Source organism: Portibacter marinus (assembly GCF_021533195.1).
GTDB classification, from domain to species: Bacteria; Bacteroidota; Bacteroidia; order Chitinophagales; family Saprospiraceae; genus Portibacter; species Portibacter marinus.
In genome coordinates this window covers 885,377-902,020 of sequence record NZ_JAJNKB010000002.1, presented here as the reverse complement: position 1 = coordinate 902,020, position 16,644 = coordinate 885,377, and the positions used below count along the sequence as shown (strand labels likewise).

Below are 16,644 nucleotides of genomic sequence, written 5' to 3'. Positions count from 1 at the left end.
AAAATTCAATCGGACATCTGAAGTCCATCACAGAGAATCAGTGATATCAAGTAACGAGCGAAAGCCGGCTTAAGCGTTTATTCAAGTCATTCCAACCTACTGAAATCAAGGGTAAATGAAATATAACTCCCCTATATCCCCACAAAAATATATCATTCATTACGATTTTTTGCCCAGTCGACACCAGATCCTTAATGTTATCATGAGCCAGAACTCATCTCAATAAATGGTTCATACCTCCTTTAAATCATGAAACATCATTGAGCCTCATCACCTTCTTAAACACCTAGATTTGCTCAAGAACGCTTTCCAACAAAGCCTTGGTCTTTTGTATTCCTTCTTCCTCAGACAACTCATTTCCCTCATATTCTATTCCTATCGTACCTCTAAAGCCGGAATCCTTGACAATTTTCATGATGCGCAAGTAATCCATATTGGCTTCTTTCCCTTCTTCCGTAAAAGCATTGGTCTTCGCACTTACACCCTTCGCATACGGCATCAGTTCCGCAATTCCTTTATAACGGTCATACTCCTTTGCACAAGTCCAGTTAGCTCCTCGCTCAATACAAAAATTACCAAAATCAGGCAAGGTGCCCACATTTTCCATCCCTACTCTGCTCATCACTTCTGACAGCCATGCTCCATTCGAAGAATAGCCTCCATGATTTTCTACCAATACATTGACTCCTTTAGTGGCAGCATATTCGCCTAACTTCTTCAATCCATCCACAGCATTGTCCGCTACTTTCTGAGCACTACCTGAACCCGCTGCATTGACCCGGATACTCTCAGCACCTAAAAATGCGGCAACATCAACCCATGGGTAGTGATTCTCAACTGCCTTCATCCGCTCCGCAGCATCAGCATTTCCTATGTCTCCAAGTGCGTCACACATGATCAATCCAACCCTGACATCTACTTCTTCACATTGCTCCTTAAATGCTTGCCAATAGTCCATATCTTCTGCCTTACTGTAGTAGAAGGTATTGACTAATTCAATGATGTTCACATCAAAACCAGCTGCAATTTCCGGAAAATCATCAGGATGTAGATCCCCGCGAAGAAGAGAGTCCGGCGATTCCCTCAACATCTTTCCAAACCATGCCCAATCATTGTTTAGATCTCCAAAAAAAGATTTATGTAGTGACCATTGGGCCAATGATATCTCAAATCCTTCTTCTGAATTTTTACCAACACATTCACTGCTCCAAGGGGTGAAAGCACATAAAAGAATGATTAATGTTGCTCCCAAAATGATACTTATTTTCATATAAAGTTTATTTAAAGTCAAACTTGAATTTAATAAATTTTCACTGATGAACAGTTACATTTGACCTTCCAACAAACTTCTCCTTTGAACGATCCAGCTTTCCCCTTCTCCCAAATGATAGAATAGACCTAATTCCACTGCCCTGAAATGTAAGTCAATATCAAGATTTGAAAGAAAGGTTTTAGCTCGTACGAATTCTTCTCGTTTATTGAAACCCGCGATACTGGCATGAAACTTTATACTTTCCCCTTCGTAAGGATCTGGATTGACATCAAATCTGGCTTTCATGTCGGCAAGAATTTTAAAGTGCCAGTCGAGTAACTCTTGCTTTTGTTCAACTTCAAGATAAATGACTTTTTCATCAAAAAAGCCAATGCTATTCATGGTGATATCGATCGCTGGTGTATTTGCCGCCAGATGGTCAAAATAGGTCACATATTCGTCAAGTCGATCTATTTTAAAAGGTGATTTGATGGTGATGTGCGGCGATTGTCTGGGCATGCCTATGCCTACCTCTTGATGTAATTCAAATTGAGTTTTTCTGATGAAATTATGGCATTCATTATTAAGCATCAATGCATATCCGATCTTCATAAATAGTAACTGTACTTTAAATATAATTCTTAAGTTTTCAAAAAGAAATCTCTTCCACCCTACCCGGCTCGAAAACCCCTAAATGAATATTCCCGATCCTCACCCTAACCAATCGCAACGTCGGAAAACCAACCGCCGAAGTCATCTTCCGTACTTGTTTATACTTGCCTTCGGTTAAAACCACGGAAATCCAACTCGTGGGACCATGCCGGGCATCTCTAATCTTCTTTTTCCTGGGAATAAAATCTGGATCATTAATCCTCCAAATCTGACAAGGAAGCGTCTGATACTTTTTACCATCAAAACCAATAACCACGCCTTTCTTCATCCCCTCTATGGCCTCCTGTGTTATCTCACCGTCTACTTGCACATAGTACTCCTTTTCCACATTTTTTGATCTTAAATCAAAGCTAACCTGCCCGTCTGTGGTGAGAATCAACAATCCTTCCGATTTTTCGTCCAATCTGCCTACTGACATGGTTCCTTCCGGAAAATCATAAAGGGCTCCAAGCATTTTTTTGTTCCGTCTGTTGCGCTCATAACGCACAAACTGCGAGAGATAGCCGTAGGGCTTGTGCAATTTGAAATGTCGGTGTTTTTTATCAGCCATTTAGAAGAAAATTTCTTGAGCAACGCGGAAGGTATTGGCATGGGCATCAACGATATCAGCAATCCGCTCAGAATAGCCACCTCCCATACTAATCGCAACAGGTATTTCCCGTTGTTTACAGTTTTCCAAAACAAACCGATCTCTTTCCTTACAACCTTCTTTGGTCATACCCAACCTCCCTAGTTTATCCGTTTTTAATACATCCACGCCACTTAGATAAAGTATCACGTCAGGATTGATCTGATCAATAAGGTCTGGCAATACCTCCTTTAAAATTTTTAAATAGGCTTCGTCATTGATCCCATCTTCCACTCCTATGTCCAAATCTGAATTCTCCTTCCTTACAGGATAGTTCTTGGCTCCGTGCATGCTGAAAGTAAACACACGTGGCTCGTTCTTAAATATACTGGCGGTTCCATTTCCCTGATGCACATCCAGATCTACGATGAGAAATTGACCTATCTCCCCTCTATGCAAAAAGTAGTTGGCAGCAATAGCAAAGTCATTAAATATGCAAAACCCTTCACCTGATCCGGCAAAAGCATGATGCGTTCCTCCGGCAATATTCATGGCAACGCCATATTTTCGTGCATAACTGACACAATCAATCGTCCCCTTAGCAATGAATCGTCCCCTATCAATCAACGATGGCCGCACCGGAAATCCTATCTTCCTGATCTCCTTTCTTGACAGTGCATTAGTTTTTAATTTATCCCAATACTCGCGTGTATGCGTCAATAGTATATCCTCTTCGGCCAACTGTTCAGGATGAAAAAAATTAGCCGGTGTAATGGTGCCCTCATACAACAGCTGTTCCGGTACCAATTCATACTTTTCCATAGGAAATCGATGTCCTTCCGGTAATTCGTATTTATAAACTGGAGAATAGGCAATTTTCAACATCTAACGAATCAAACTCACATGGCCAAAAATTGTTTTCGGTCCTTCCGGTAAATCAATTTCCATCAAATACAAATACACACCTTCATCGTAATCCAATCCATCCCAGCCAAACGAAGGATCACCAGTTTGTCCATTGACCTTATTAAAGACCCTATTACCCCATCGGTCAAATATGGAAAAAGTCCTGAAGTCATATGAGAAATTTGAATCTAAGAAGAAAACATCATTGATCCCATCCTGGTTGGGGCTAAAAATGTTTGGTTGGTACAAAACAGCACTCAGTAAAAATGCCAATTCGATTTCGCTTATATAAATGCAGCCAAGTGTATCGGTAACCAAAAGGGTGTAAAGCGAAGTGTTGATTGGCCTGGCCTCTGGCATTGCACAATTGCTGCAACTCAGTCCTTCAGCGGGCGACCATTGTATCTCAGCGATTTCACCACTAAAAGAAGTTGATAATTGATAATAACTGTCATCCACTAACGCTGCCTGAATCGATAATTCCTGCTCCTCAATGCTTAAGATGTTAAATCGGTCTAAAACAGAACAACCGTCTATTGAAAATATGACCAACTCGTGATCACCTGGAGTGAGATCATCTATCACTGCTCCGTTTTGAAATTCTGACCTGATGGAAATGCCATCTAATATTATATCTTCGATCGTAGAAAGATCACTTTGAATATCAAGAGTTAACGCTCCTTCACTTCCAGCATCACATTCGGGTTGTATAATTTCCAAATCATACATTACACCTATAAAAAATAGCGAGACATTGACGATGCTATCACATCCATTGACAGACGTAAGAATTTCCTGACCTGTCCTATTTTCATTATTGTATAGGACATCATTGACCAGAATGCCTTCATCGGTGCAAAGGGTATCTCTGATATTGGTTTCAATCCTGTCAACGTAAGAAAGGGAGATATTAACAAATTGATCACATCCTGAAGCAGACCCACCCACTATGTTCTCCTGACCCGCAGGATTGGACCGATCATAAGTGGTCCCATTCACAGTGATCATGGTGTCCTGACAAAAGGTCTCCCGGATGATAAGGGTGTCTACAGGTAAGAAAATCAGATCGACGATCAACATACTGTCACACACACCGGCCCCGGGAAAAAGCTCAGTTCCAGAAGGATTTTCTTGATTGTATAGGTTGCCATTGACCATTAACTCTTCACCTGCACAAAGGGTTTCTCGAATTTCACGAGTCAGATTGGTTTCAAAAGTGAGTGAGACTTCAATAATACTGTCACAACCTGCAGCATTAGCCTCCTGAGAAATAAAGGTTCCGGACGGCCTTTGCATGTCAAAAATCTGGTTTTCGACCATCACCGTATCGTTGGGGCAATAAATTCCTTCAATAATACCTGTGGAAGGCCTTACTATATTTAAATCAACCGCTATAATGCTATCGCATCCATTGACAGATATAAGTTCTGCAGAACCTGTTGTATTGCTTTCGTTGTAAACGACACCGTTTATGAGCGTATCTGTACCCTGACATAAGTCAAAATCCAAAAGGACGATTATTTCTGTGTCGAAAGATAGGTCTATTTCCACGATGCTATCGCAACCAAACTGGTCAGCATTAGCAAGGTTTTCAGATCCTGATGGATTGGTTTCATTGTAGATCTGACCATTGATCATAAGCTCATTTCCAGTACACAATACGTCATCAATTAAAGTTGTGTTTTCTGGTCTGAATTGCAGGTCAATGGTAATGAGGGAATCACAACCTGAAATTGAAGTTCCCAATTCCTGTCCCTGCGGATTGTTAATGTTATACGCTGTTCCAAACACGTTGATTTGGTAGTCTGGGCAAACCTCCTCATTCAGTATGGTTATGAGTTGCTGGCGACCTGCAACGCTGATCAATGCAGTATCAGAGTCACAAATGGCGCCTCCATTGACAATGTAATAAAAGTCCAGCTGAAAGGGCAAATCACCCTGGGCCATTGTAAAAGTGGTTTGAGGGCTGGTGGTACCATCGGTAAACTCAAAACGGCCACTGGCACCATTATCATAGGTCAATTGGTTGATGTCAATGGTTTCTCCTGTGCAAATGGTCGCTTCAGCATCCGGACCGGCTTCTACAGTAGAAAACACATTGATGGTATAACTGGCTTCATCTGCGGGACAAGGTGGCTCAGCAAAAGTCTGGTAAGTTAGAAGTATTTGATTGCCTCCCTGACCCGTGATTTCAATGGAATCGTTAAGTAAGGTATTTCCTGTATGGTCCATAAATACCCCTGAATCTACACCAGGAGGCAGTAGTTCCAGTAAAGCCATCTTCCCTTTCTTACAGGTATTGAGGGTTAGGTCAGGCCCAGCGTTGGTGGTCTGCCCTACTGTAATGGATATTGCTACCTCATCTGTACAAGACTGTTTCTGGTCAAAAGCATAGATCAGGGTGTCCTGGTTTAACATGGTCCCAACAGGAATCACTTGTCCCATGCCGCCCGCCATAGAATAGTATTGTTCGTTACCGGAACCATTGTTTATCATGATATTATCCAATTGGACACTGCCACATCCCTGGATTTGATCCGGGGTTACGATTTCCGGGCCGCTGGAAATCATTAAATCTACTGCCTGCTCTCCAGAAAAGCATTGATTTTCCTCCACCACTGCATATACGGTTACGTTGGCAGCTGTAAATGCTTCCGGATCAAAAATTTCGTCGATGCGATTAGTTTGCTGGTACCAGCGGACGGGCAAACCGGTTCCTCCGTTAATTTCTTTATTGAGTTGGGTCAAATCATAGGTCGCTGTGATGGTGCCGCAGCTGGAAAGGAAGGGCTGACTGGGAGGAAAGGACTCAGGAGCGGAAGAAATAGTAATCGTGGTGGTTTGGACGATTGCACATCCGGAAGAAGTTGGGGTAAAGGTAAGCTCAAAATTACCCGTACCCAATTGTGCAGGGTTCAGCGAGTTGCTGGTCACCCCCGTCGGACCTGACCAATCTCCCGTCACCCCATCTTGTGTCTGGTCTAGCAAAACCACGTTATCGTTTTCGCATACTGCGGGAAAGGTTTGAAGTGAGTAAGTGCTTCCCCCCTGTACTGTAATCATTGTAGAAGCTTCCTGGGTACAAGAGTTTTGATCAGTAACAATAACTCTATAAATACCTGAATGGATTGGTAGCATATTGTTAAGGTTCCAATTTTGAGTTGTAGGAGAACCCGGATAAGGTCCTGACCAAGTCCAGGATTCAGCATCACCGCCGAACTCCGAAAGCATAAAATGATCTCCTTCACAAATGGACTGACTAGTAGTGATTAATACTGAAGGGGATTCATTAAAAATTAGACTTCTTGAACCATGAGATTTACATCCACTTCCATTAGTTGCAATAACGCTATAAGTATTAGCTGGAAGTCCAAATCCAAAATCACCAGAAGCTGTAATACTGAGAGAATTCGAATTTCCTCCGACAGGGTTGTTGTCTGGATCAAACCACTCAAAATCCTGTCCAGCAGCATTGTTAACTTTTAGTTCCACAATTTCTCCTGCGCAAAACTCTGGTGCCCCAGGTGGATCTTGTGCTATAATCAAATTACTTGGAGGGTCATTGCAAATGATAACTATATTATCTACTACAATTCTTTCAGATGATGCCCATGTTTGAGAAGTTATCTCAAGAGATGCTGAATTCTTGACACCCAAGCAACCGGTGGTGTAATTAATTGGCGTTGAGGTCACGTAGTCACCATTTGCGCCGATTAGTCTAACTCTTTCCTTGTCTCCGTTGCTATAAATTAACTCAACGTGAAAAAAATCCCAACAATTATGACAATCTCCAGCGTCTGGCATGGTCGGATCACCCGCGCATCCTAAACCAAACCTATTACATTCACTTTCTCGTTCAAAATCAGTCCCATACTGTTGGCCAGTGTAGTCCATTTGAATTGATAGGGTATTGCAATTGGAAATGTCTATATCACCCGTACTAAACCTTGGCACAGTATTGGGACCTGGATCTCGTCCCGAATTTTCTTGCACCAATTGGTTACCCTGAACACTATAAAATCCTTCACACGTAGGACAACTAACATTCCAAGCGGTACCAAAATCGTCAACTCCTGAAATGCTATTGTTGGGTTCTGTAAAGTTCTCTCTGAAAATAGGTGTTTGGCCAATGCATACAAATACGTCCATACATATTGACAAAACCAATAACCATTGACCTAAAAAACGCCTTCTCATTACTACAAAAATAGACTTTACCCTTCATAATATACATATATGATTATGATTAAATTGTTAACTGTTTTCCCTACTTTTGCCCACTATTTAAATAAATTGAAAGATGCCATTAAGCGAACAGGAAATCATCAGACGTGAAAATCTTCAAAAAATTATTGATGCAGGAGTCAATCCCTATCCGGCGGAAATGTTTACCAAGAACACTACTTCTAAGGAGATCAAGGAGAACTTCGATGTCGATCAAAATAATTTTCAGGATGTTGTCATAGCTGGACGTTTAATGCAAAAACGCATTATGGGCAAAGCTTCCTTTGCTGAGATCATGGACAGTGCTGGTAGAATACAGATATATGTGAATCGCGACGAGATTTGCCCTGGAGAAGATAAAACGCTGTACAACACAATTTTTAAGAAACTACTGGACATTGGTGATTTCATAGGTGTACGAGGTCATGCTTTTTATACTCAAACCGGTACACTTTCCATTCACGTCAAAGAATTAACGGTCTTGTCCAAAGCTCTGAGACCGCTTCCCATCGTGAAAACTGATGCTGAAGGCAAAGTTCACGACGCCTTTACCGATCCGGAACAAAGATATAGAATGCGTTATGTTGATCTTGTAGTAAACCCTCAGGTCAAAGAGGTTTTTAGAAAAAGATCGCGCATCATTTCTGCTATGCGAAGGTTTTTCGACGACAAAGGTTGGCTGGAAGTAGAGACTCCTGTCTTACAATCCATTCATGGTGGCGCAGCAGCTCGGCCCTTTCAGACCCATCACAATACGCTGGACATGCCTTTCTACTTAAGAATAGCCAATGAATTGTATTTAAAAAAATTGATCGTAGGCGGATTCGAGGGAGTATATGAGATCGGTAAGATGTTTAGAAATGAAGGCATGGACCGCACACATAATCCTGAATTTACCTCAATGGAAATTTACGTTGCCTACAAGGATTACATTTGGATGATGGAAATGGTAGAACAGTGCCTGGAATACATTGCACAAGCGGTCAATGGCTCTACTAAGGTGACTTACGACGGTCATGAAATTGATTTTGCCGGACCTTATGAGCGCCTGTCCATGTATCAATCCATTGAAAAACACACCGGAAAAGATATCTCCCATTTGGACGAGAAAGCATTGAGGTCACTATGTAAAGAAATGCATATTGAGGTTGACGATTCAATGGGTAGAGGGAAACTGATCGATGAAATTTTCGGTGAGAAGGTAGAAAAACATTTGATTCAGCCGACTTATATAACAGATTATCCGATCGAAATGACACCATTAGCCAAGAAACATCGTTCACAAGACGGACTGGTTGAACGCTTTGAGTTATTTGTCAATGGTAAAGAAATTGCCAATGCGTACTCGGAATTAAACGATCCGCTCGATCAGCGACAAAGGTTTGAAGATCAAATTAAATTAGCAGAACGTGGAGATGATGAAGCCATGGTTCTCGATGAAGACTTTTTAAGGTCCCTGGAATTTGGAATGCCTCCGACTAGTGGTCTGGGTATTGGAATTGACAGACTAACGATGTTGTTGACCGGCCAACACTCTATACAAGACGTTTTGTTTTTCCCTCAAATGAAGGCTGAGAAAAAGTGAAGCCTCTGAAATCCTTACGAGCGATCTTCAGACTATTGGCATTGGGATTTACCCTCATGCTATTCGTATTTTACTATAGGATCAGATGTCTTTTTAAAAAACACACCATCGAAAGGGGATTTCGATTGAGAAGGGCCTGGGTCAATCTTGCATTCAAAATTCTTAATCTTCATATCGTTGAACAAAAAGGTGAAATCCCTGACTTCCCGTGTTTGTATATCATTAATCACAGGAACCTTATAGACCCTGTCATCATTGCATACATTACAGACACCTACTTTTTGGCCAAAGCCGAAATCGAGTCTTACCCATTTTTGGGCAGAGGTGCAGCTATGACTGGTGTGATCTATGTAGACAGGGATGAGAAGAATTCCAGGGTGGCTGCCAGGAAAAAGCTGTTCGAAACGATGTCGAAAAATCTGAATCTAGCGGTTTATCCGGAGGGAACTACAGGTACGGAAGAGACCACCATCAATTTTCATAAAGGAAGTTTTGACGAGGCTGCTAAATTAAAATACCCTGTGGTACCGATTGCTCAGGAATTCAAAAACAAATCCGATTTGTGGATTCAGCCTTCTTTGCTTAAACAATTTATGATTCAGTTTGGCAAGAAAAGAACAGAGGTAAAGGTGGAAATCCATCCTGCACTTATTTCTGACAATCCAACATTTCTTATGAGAGAGTCCCGCAGACTGATCGATGAATCTTTGAAGGAAATGCATGTTAACTGGCATCAGGTCTGGGGACGAGAAACGATGCCGTCTTCCAAATTGTAAACGCTTTCAAAACCAAGATTTTTCAGGATTACACATACCCGAAGACTTCGTCGACCGGTCCGACAATAGATATAATAGCTTTTGTCTTTGTCCAGTGTCTCCATTTTACTGGCAAGGTCGCGGTCTAGGTAGTCCATTACCTTTGAACCAGGAATGTGATCTAATTCATGCTCTGCCTGTGTTCTGACATCTATTATCACGCTATGTTCATCCTTTTTTGCAGCGTCAATGAAAGCCTTGTAGTCCAGATTGTTCAGTGTGGCTTTAATCATTTGCCATCGTGGCACTTCACAAATTTCGGGCTCCTTATTTTTCTCCAGCATATTTCAAATATAATTAAACTTCATGAACAAAATCATTCATTCTTGGGCTTTCCAATGATTGATTCGCAAATCGATTTGCTCTGAATCCTTTTCATTATCATAGAAAGGGTAATCACCCTCCAATGCCATCATTTCTTCAGCATAGTTGATCGCTTTTTCAAATGATCCTCTTAGCGCAGCCAGTTTGGCTTTAGCCCACAATAAATCACCGTAAATGTATGCTTTGGGATAGTATTGCCCACTCCACTCCCCCGAAACTGGATATAACCGTTCACTCTCTTTCAGCCACTTTTCGGCCAAATCTAGCCTTGCATTTTCATCTATCAAATAATTTGCTGCCTGAAGATAAATGACCCATTGGGTATGAGCCGGCACGAGGTCCAATTCTTCCTTGAGCATTCGCTCTAAAATCTGATAGTGTTGGACTTCTACAAAAAAACTCAATTTAATCTTTTCCCATTCCAAGGTCACAAATGCACCTTCAAATTCCTTTGCAACGATATCAAAGGTGAGATCTTCCACATGAGGATTAACCATAAGCGGCACCGCAATTCTTAAAGCGTCTTGCTCCTCATCGTAATTGAATGCGCCCCATTGATCAGCGACGTTGTTGAAGATGATGGTCCAATCCTTTTCTTTCCTGGGAATGACAAATAAGGCATACCTGCCCTGTTTCAATGATTGTCCTTCTACCATCACATCTTCACTGAAAGATATGGTGGTAGCTAAATTGGCACCAGCCCTCCATATCTGATCATACTCTTCCATTTCACCCCAGATTACACGTCCTCGGACTTTAGGACTTCCATACTGTATGGCTATTTTCGTATAAGCGATTCTTTCAGAGATACTATTATCTGAGGAGATTTGAGGTGTAAGTTGATTAGAGTATTGACTCACTCCGGCATTTGAAAACAGTAATATCAGTCCAATTAGTCCGATAAGTCTTTGCATCGTTGAATTTTAATTTTGAAAATAAATAAGTCAAAAAGAACTTATGAATATTATGCTTACGATAACAAAACTTTAAATGGTATTTAATCGTCAGGAGTCAATTGCAGAACAGCAATTACTGGAAAATGATCCGATACATGACGGCCGTCTATTCGAAGATCTGGGCACTCATAAGAAATGGCTTCAATCCCACCTTGAAAAAAGATATAGTCAATGCGATCTCTAAAACGTCCCTCCAATTGAAATCCATTATAGGTGCCCTCATGCTCTTCATGCACACTATAGGATTTGAATTTGGTATCATGAAAATCATCGGTTAAAGCCCAATAAAGACTGCCGTTAGGTTCCAGGTTAAAATCTCCAAGGATCAATGTGGGAAGACCAAGGCTTTCCTTTTTGACAAAGTCCACCAGCAATTCAACACTCTTCCTCTTCGCCTCTTTACCTTTGTGATCAAAATGGGTATTAAAGATGGCTATCTGGTCTCCTGATTCCCTATTTTCAAATATTCCAAAGGTCACAATACGATTGCACGCTGCGTCCCAGCCAATGGATACTTCGTTCGGTGTTTCCGATAACCAAATAGTCTTGTGCTTGATAGGTCGCCAGACTGTACTGTCATATAATATGGGGCAAAACTCGCCTTCGTTTTCTCCATCATCTCTACCGACGCCTATGTAGTTGTAATGTTCTAGTTCCTGATCAATAAATTTCAATTGTGACTCCAACACTTCCTGAAGGCCAAAGAAATCTGCAATCTCATCACGAAAAAAAACAATCATTGCGTCTTTTCGCTCATCCCATGTATCTACCTCAGCTTTCTGGTCATGATATTTGATGTTGTAGGAGATGGCTTTGAGGGCGACTTGAGCGTTGGATAAAAGGCTTAAGGCCATCAAAGCAAGTGTAAAAAAAAATTTCATTCAATTAGCTTAAGGTAGGGAGCAAAATACAAATAAGTCAAAATAAAATCAAGGTTTTCCGATCAGGTCCCTACAAATTAATGTGACTTCAGTGGATTTGGATATAATTCGGATTCGTCTTCTGCTCTTTCTGTTAGGCATTTAAAATCTTTTTCAAACAAGACACTGAGTTCTCCCTGCGAAAATCTATGGCTGATATGGTTTTCATCTGCATTGAGTGAAATCACAGCGTCTTTTTCGAGTGACAGCGTGATCTTATTTTTATAGAGGTCGATGCTGGATTCAGAATGAACGGTGCGGACCACCACCATCAATGATTCCTTCAGAAAATGGGTCACAGAACTTACTTCATAACCATTTTCAAGAGCAGACATTTCAGTTCTGGACATTCTGAACCTAATGCTATTATTTAGAATTCTGATTTTCATGTTTTTGATTTATCAGGGTCATATTTGACAATAAGATGTATCCATAAAGACCTGGAAAGTCTAAGTAATTTAAAAAAAGTCACTACTGCTATAACAATTACGATGCCCATGGCGGCTTCAATAGACCATCCAGAAGCAAACACAAGCAATAGTGCGGTTCCTACAAAAATCCATCCGGATAGAATGTAAGAGATAAACATGGCGCCATAATAAAATCCAGGTTCAGGTTCAAATTTTTGCCCGCAATGTTCACATGATTCATTCATATCCAGTGGTTTGGATATGTTAAAAGGTTCTTTAAAGAGTTTGGATTGGTGGCAGCGAGGGCACTTGTATTGAAAAATACTTTTCAGTTTGTTCATCAATTCACATATTGCAATTGCAATTCTCCAGGCATTCAATGATCAATGAAACATCCCGTTCTTTAAGAGAATATAACATGGATCTTCCATCTCTTTTGACAGACAATAGACCTTTCAAGCGCATGTTCTGCAGGTGATGGGAAGTCAAAGATTGCTCAGTATCAAGATGTTCACAAATTTCTGTCACAGATAGTCGGGCATGTTGCTCCAGCAAATGAATGATGCCCAGTCTTACCGGATGTGCTATGGTTTTCAGTATATATGCAATGCGTTCTAGCTTTTCCGCTTCGCTTTCGTTTACTAAAAGTTTATTCTCTGCCATATACAAATATATAAATTATCTTCATTGATGGAAACAAGACAAGCCCTGCAAAGTTCTGTAATAACTGTAGGCCAGCGGATATTTACCCTAATTCTGATTAATTTTTGCGCCTTTCATCGTCATTTTTCCGCCTGCTTTGATTTCAAGTGCTGGTCCAGTTCCTGAATAAGTGATGCCTATATCGTTCGAGGGATTAGACTCAATTGTAATGTCTTTTTCAATAATCATCTTATTGGCTCCCAGATCAATATTCTGACCACTAAGAGAGGCATCCAGTGTAATGATATCACCATTTTGTGCACATTCTAAAGCACTGAGCAGTGATCCGGGTCCGGTTGCAGTAGTCACAGTTACATTCAGATTACAAACGACCTCTTGATCAATACATATTCTCAGACTCCATGAATTTAAGGTTCCGCTGTCCTGGTTCGCTTGATCTAAGATGGCCAGTTGCCATGAACCATTGGGATCCTGACCATCCCACGTAGACAGAGCAGTAATCGGTCTGTAGCTAATACCGTCTGTAGGTGGACAAGGAATATTATCTGAGGCGGCTTCATCATCAAAACCCAGATCAAAATCATTGTCTGATTCACATATATTGTTAAATAAATTAACCTGGGTCGCATTGCCATTAGGTGAGAAAATGGCCATTAACAAATCACCCACATAAGTATGAGTTCCATTCAAATTAATCACATCGACATCCAGAATATTTCCACTTAAACCACTAATTGTAAGGAAGGAATTGGTTTGGCTAGGTTCAGTCGTTGTGGCATCAATGATATTGATAGGCAGTCCGGTGGCCATAAAACTTTGGCACACTTCATTAATTTCCTTAGTGGTAAAGCTGTATTCTGACGAATAGGACGATTGCCCACAATCGTTGAAAGATCTTACCCTCCAGTAGTAAGTGGTCAATTCAGACAACGCTGTCGATAAGTCAATCATGTTGCTTGTTGAAGTACCCGTCGCTATCACATTGTTTCCATTAGGTTGGGTGCTGATTTCGTATTCGTATCCCAAGGCGTTTGAGCCAATAGTCCAGGAAAGTGTTGGAGTTAAGCTAACATTGTTGGCACCATCTGATGGTGAAATCAGTCCAGGAAAAATGGTAGGTTGCACTAATTCCAAATCAAAATTTTTGGTCCTCACAACAGAGCCTGCTGCACCGACAACGTCAAGGGTAAAAGTACCCTGATTGGCACCGAGATTACTGATCGTCACTGTCGATGAATTACCGGCAACGATCGGGTTTGCAGAATACGCAACATTGGCTCCTGACGGCACACCCGTTACAGATAGATTTATGGGTGTGGTAAACGTACCCGTCTCGAAAGAATTGATGTTAAAAGTCGCACTCTGATCAGCGCAGGTCACTAAGGAAATAGGATCCAGTTCAAGGGTGAAACCATTATTTCCCTCTTCAATGGTAAAGTTGCTGTCATTGATATCAAAGAAGATATTATCGGAGCACTTGATCATGATTCGTGCCGAAGTAGACAACCCTGCTGGTATGATTATACTTTCGGTGCCGTCATTGTCTGTGCCTGACACAATCGATGTGGGATAAGTCAAACCTCCATCTGTACTTAGAAAAATGTCGACGTTGCTACAACTCACCGGTGCAAGGTCAGTCCCTGCCACCTCCCAGTTAATGGTCAAATTTTGACCTTCTTTCACCGTCGCAGGAATTGAATTGCTATTGACGACAAAAGGCCCAGAGTTACCATCAACTGTAATTTCAATATCTCTCTCTTCGGTGCATCCCGGTTGCAAAGCATGATCTCTAACCGTTACTCTGAAATTCATGGTCCGAGAGACATCGGGCAATACTTCCCATGGGTCGCTTGAATTATTGATAATGTTATCAATACTTGGCAAAAAGCGCGAAGAATTGGCAACAGGTGGTAGCGATCTGAAGAGGGGGCCTACTGTATTTGATGGAGCTGGCAAATCATCATTGGTGCCGCCTATGTCAATTTGTTCCCAGCAATAGGTTATTGGATCACCGTCTGGATCAGTAGCTTGCGCATCCAATAATAAGTATGTAGACCTGGGCACTGTTTTATCTATCAGGACACTGACCTGTGGTGCATTGTTGATAAATGTAATTGTCGAATGACAATTGTTTGATAATATTTCACTCACCATGAGCTCGATACTCTTAGAGTGAAAATAAGGATCTGAATTATTCTGAACATTTTCATTTCCACAAATACCTGCATAAGCCATAATCGTAGTACCACTGCCCGGTTCAAAAGAATTCGCATTGCTTTTATTGCCTCCACCACAACTACCTGTGGTACTATTAAAAGTATGAGGTCCACCAAACTGATGACCGATTTCATGACATACAAAATCAATATAAAAGGGATCTCCCGTTGGAGAACCTAATCCTGTCACACCTTGACCTTTCGTAAATTGATTGCAAATAGAACCCAAAGCTGCTACTCCTCCCCCTCCAGTCGAAAAAACATGGCCGATATCATAGTTATCAGATCCGATTTCAGCATCAAGATTGCTTTGGTTTTCATCCAACATTGCAAATCCGTCTGAGTTGGTATAAGGATCTGAGTTGGAATTAGTATATATCACACTTGAATTATTGCCGATCAATATTAATCGCACGGTCAAATCTTGCTCGTATATTTGATTGACTCTGTTAATGGCCGTCACGATTTCTGCCTGGGCAGCAGCAACGGTACCTCCATGAAATGCTGTGTATTCGCCCGTTGCCGCTACTGCTAGTCTGTAAGTACGTAAGCTGCAGTCACCTGCAAACCTTTGTTCAAGAGTAGTAGGCAATTCAATTTTAGGCGCATCAGTTTCACATATCCAGGAATCGCTTTGCCTTAAACCAGCTCTTTTGTAGATAATGCGCGTATTCACATCACCCTGCTGATAAGGATCGATGTATGTTCTTCCATTCAAATCAGCAATAACAGCACGAAAACCATTCGTGGTTTGGTCTATCCTTATGGTTCTGAAATCATCAGTACTGGATTTGCCAACAAAGGTCTTAAACTCAGGAAACTTTGCTGCTAAGGCAGGCTCAAGCATTGAATATTCATACACTTCAAATTCATCTATGGTACCATTTGATATCATCACTCGTAGTTTTACACCTGGATTTCTGTAATTTTGCAATTCATTTGGCGCACCTTCTAAGATCAGCCTAAGCTCGTCATTATTTACCCGCGCCAATAGAAATTGGTCAGGAACTATCTTTCGTTCTCCCGTACTTCGAATATTAACAGGCTGGTCCAGCAACCAATTTTGAGAAGATAGATTAAAACCTACTAATAGAGCTAAAAATAAATAAATGTACTTCATGCGTTAATTGGGT

At 41.2% G+C, this 16,644-nt stretch carries 14 protein-coding genes; 2 read left to right on the top strand and 12 right to left on the bottom strand.

The features are described 5' to 3' along the window. Nucleotides 1-286: 286 nt before the first annotated feature. The 5 genes from L2567_RS07845 to L2567_RS07825 are packed head-to-tail and all read right to left on the bottom strand — an operon-like array spanning nucleotide 287 to nucleotide 7,595. Nucleotides 287-1,270, bottom strand: coding sequence for a sugar phosphate isomerase/epimerase family protein (locus tag L2567_RS07845; protein ID WP_235297200.1), 984 nt, complete (start codon nucleotides 1,268-1,270; stop codon nucleotides 287-289). Between the two features lie 54 nt (nucleotides 1,271-1,324). Next, a complete protein-coding gene (locus tag L2567_RS07840; RefSeq protein WP_235297199.1) occupies nucleotides 1,325-1,864 on the bottom strand; it encodes a 2'-5' RNA ligase family protein in 540 nt (179 codons plus the stop codon). 37 nt (nucleotides 1,865-1,901) lie between these two features. Beyond that, on the bottom strand, nucleotides 1,902-2,474 hold the full coding sequence (locus tag L2567_RS07835) for a pseudouridine synthase (RefSeq protein ID WP_235297198.1): 573 nt from the start codon (nucleotides 2,472-2,474) through the stop codon (nucleotides 1,902-1,904). Next, on the bottom strand, nucleotides 2,475-3,377 hold the full coding sequence (locus tag L2567_RS07830) for a histone deacetylase family protein (RefSeq protein ID WP_235297197.1): 903 nt from the start codon (nucleotides 3,375-3,377) through the stop codon (nucleotides 2,475-2,477). Then, complete coding sequence (locus tag L2567_RS07825) at nucleotides 3,378-7,595, bottom strand: T9SS type B sorting domain-containing protein (RefSeq protein ID WP_235297196.1); 4,218 nt, start codon at nucleotides 7,593-7,595, stop codon at nucleotides 3,378-3,380. It lies immediately after the preceding gene. Between the two features lie 103 nt (nucleotides 7,596-7,698). Between L2567_RS07825 and lysS the strand changes: the two genes are divergently transcribed. Further along, nucleotides 7,699-9,207: a lysine--tRNA ligase gene (gene lysS, locus L2567_RS07820; RefSeq protein ID WP_235297195.1), complete on the top strand. Its 1,509-nt coding sequence runs from the start codon at nucleotides 7,699-7,701 to the stop codon at nucleotides 9,205-9,207. After that, entirely contained in the window at nucleotides 9,204-9,983 is a 780-nt protein-coding gene (locus tag L2567_RS07815) for a lysophospholipid acyltransferase family protein (RefSeq protein ID WP_235297194.1), read from the top strand. The genes lysS and L2567_RS07815 overlap by 4 nt, the downstream gene beginning before the upstream one ends. On the opposite strand, the gene L2567_RS07810 is transcribed toward L2567_RS07815, so the two are convergent. From L2567_RS07810 to L2567_RS07780, 7 genes are all read right to left on the bottom strand, one after another. Beyond that, nucleotides 9,941-10,306, bottom strand: coding sequence for a rhodanese-like domain-containing protein (locus L2567_RS07810; protein WP_235297193.1), 366 nt, complete (start codon nucleotides 10,304-10,306; stop codon nucleotides 9,941-9,943). The genes L2567_RS07815 and L2567_RS07810 overlap by 43 nt on opposite strands. A gap of 36 nt (nucleotides 10,307-10,342) precedes the next feature. Then, nucleotides 10,343-11,260, bottom strand: coding sequence for a DUF2911 domain-containing protein (locus L2567_RS07805; protein ID WP_235297192.1), 918 nt, complete (start codon nucleotides 11,258-11,260; stop codon nucleotides 10,343-10,345). 83 nt (nucleotides 11,261-11,343) lie between these two features. Next, entirely contained in the window at nucleotides 11,344-12,183 is an 840-nt protein-coding gene (locus tag L2567_RS07800; RefSeq protein WP_235297191.1) for an endonuclease/exonuclease/phosphatase family protein, read from the bottom strand. Nucleotides 12,184-12,260: 77 nt separating this feature from the next. Continuing rightward, entirely contained in the window at nucleotides 12,261-12,611 is a 351-nt protein-coding gene (locus L2567_RS07795) for a DUF7009 family protein (RefSeq protein WP_235297190.1), read from the bottom strand. Next, entirely contained in the window at nucleotides 12,608-12,973 is a 366-nt protein-coding gene (locus L2567_RS07790; protein WP_235297189.1) for a DUF983 domain-containing protein, read from the bottom strand. The genes L2567_RS07795 and L2567_RS07790 overlap by 4 nt, the downstream gene beginning before the upstream one ends. Before the next feature lie 4 nt (nucleotides 12,974-12,977). After that, the gene (locus L2567_RS07785; RefSeq protein WP_235297188.1) at nucleotides 12,978-13,295 is read right to left on the bottom strand and encodes an ArsR/SmtB family transcription factor; all 318 of its coding nucleotides are present in this window, start codon (nucleotides 13,293-13,295) and stop codon (nucleotides 12,978-12,980) included. Nucleotides 13,296-13,382: 87 nt separating this feature from the next. Next, nucleotides 13,383-16,631, bottom strand: a complete 3,249-nt coding sequence (locus L2567_RS07780; protein WP_235297187.1) for a reprolysin-like metallopeptidase — start codon at nucleotides 16,629-16,631, stop codon at nucleotides 13,383-13,385. Nucleotides 16,632-16,644: the final 13 nt, after the last annotated feature.

Coding starts and splice junctions, on each gene's coding strand:
- L2567_RS07795 (WP_235297190.1), bottom strand. CDS start 12,611: ATGAAAATCAGAATTCTAAATAATAGCATTAGGTTCAGAATGTCCAGA.
- L2567_RS07790 (WP_235297189.1), bottom strand. CDS start 12,973: ATGAACAAACTGAAAAGTATTTTTCAATACAAGTGCCCTCGCTGCCAC.
- L2567_RS07805 (WP_235297192.1), bottom strand. CDS start 11,260: ATGCAAAGACTTATCGGACTAATTGGACTGATATTACTGTTTTCAAAT.
- L2567_RS07830 (WP_235297197.1), bottom strand. CDS start 3,377: ATGTTGAAAATTGCCTATTCTCCAGTTTATAAATACGAATTACCGGAA.
- lysS (WP_235297195.1), top strand. CDS start 7,699: ATGCCATTAAGCGAACAGGAAATCATCAGACGTGAAAATCTTCAAAAA.
- L2567_RS07800 (WP_235297191.1), bottom strand. CDS start 12,183: ATGAAATTTTTTTTTACACTTGCTTTGATGGCCTTAAGCCTTTTATCC.
- L2567_RS07825 (WP_235297196.1), bottom strand. CDS start 7,595: ATGAGAAGGCGTTTTTTAGGTCAATGGTTATTGGTTTTGTCAATATGT.
- L2567_RS07835 (WP_235297198.1), bottom strand. CDS start 2,474: ATGGCTGATAAAAAACACCGACATTTCAAATTGCACAAGCCCTACGGC.
- L2567_RS07845 (WP_235297200.1), bottom strand. CDS start 1,270: ATGAAAATAAGTATCATTTTGGGAGCAACATTAATCATTCTTTTATGT.
- L2567_RS07785 (WP_235297188.1), bottom strand. CDS start 13,295: ATGGCAGAGAATAAACTTTTAGTAAACGAAAGCGAAGCGGAAAAGCTA.
- L2567_RS07840 (WP_235297199.1), bottom strand. CDS start 1,864: ATGAAGATCGGATATGCATTGATGCTTAATAATGAATGCCATAATTTC.
- L2567_RS07780 (WP_235297187.1), bottom strand. CDS start 16,631: ATGAAGTACATTTATTTATTTTTAGCTCTATTAGTAGGTTTTAATCTA.
- L2567_RS07810 (WP_235297193.1), bottom strand. CDS start 10,306: ATGCTGGAGAAAAATAAGGAGCCCGAAATTTGTGAAGTGCCACGATGG.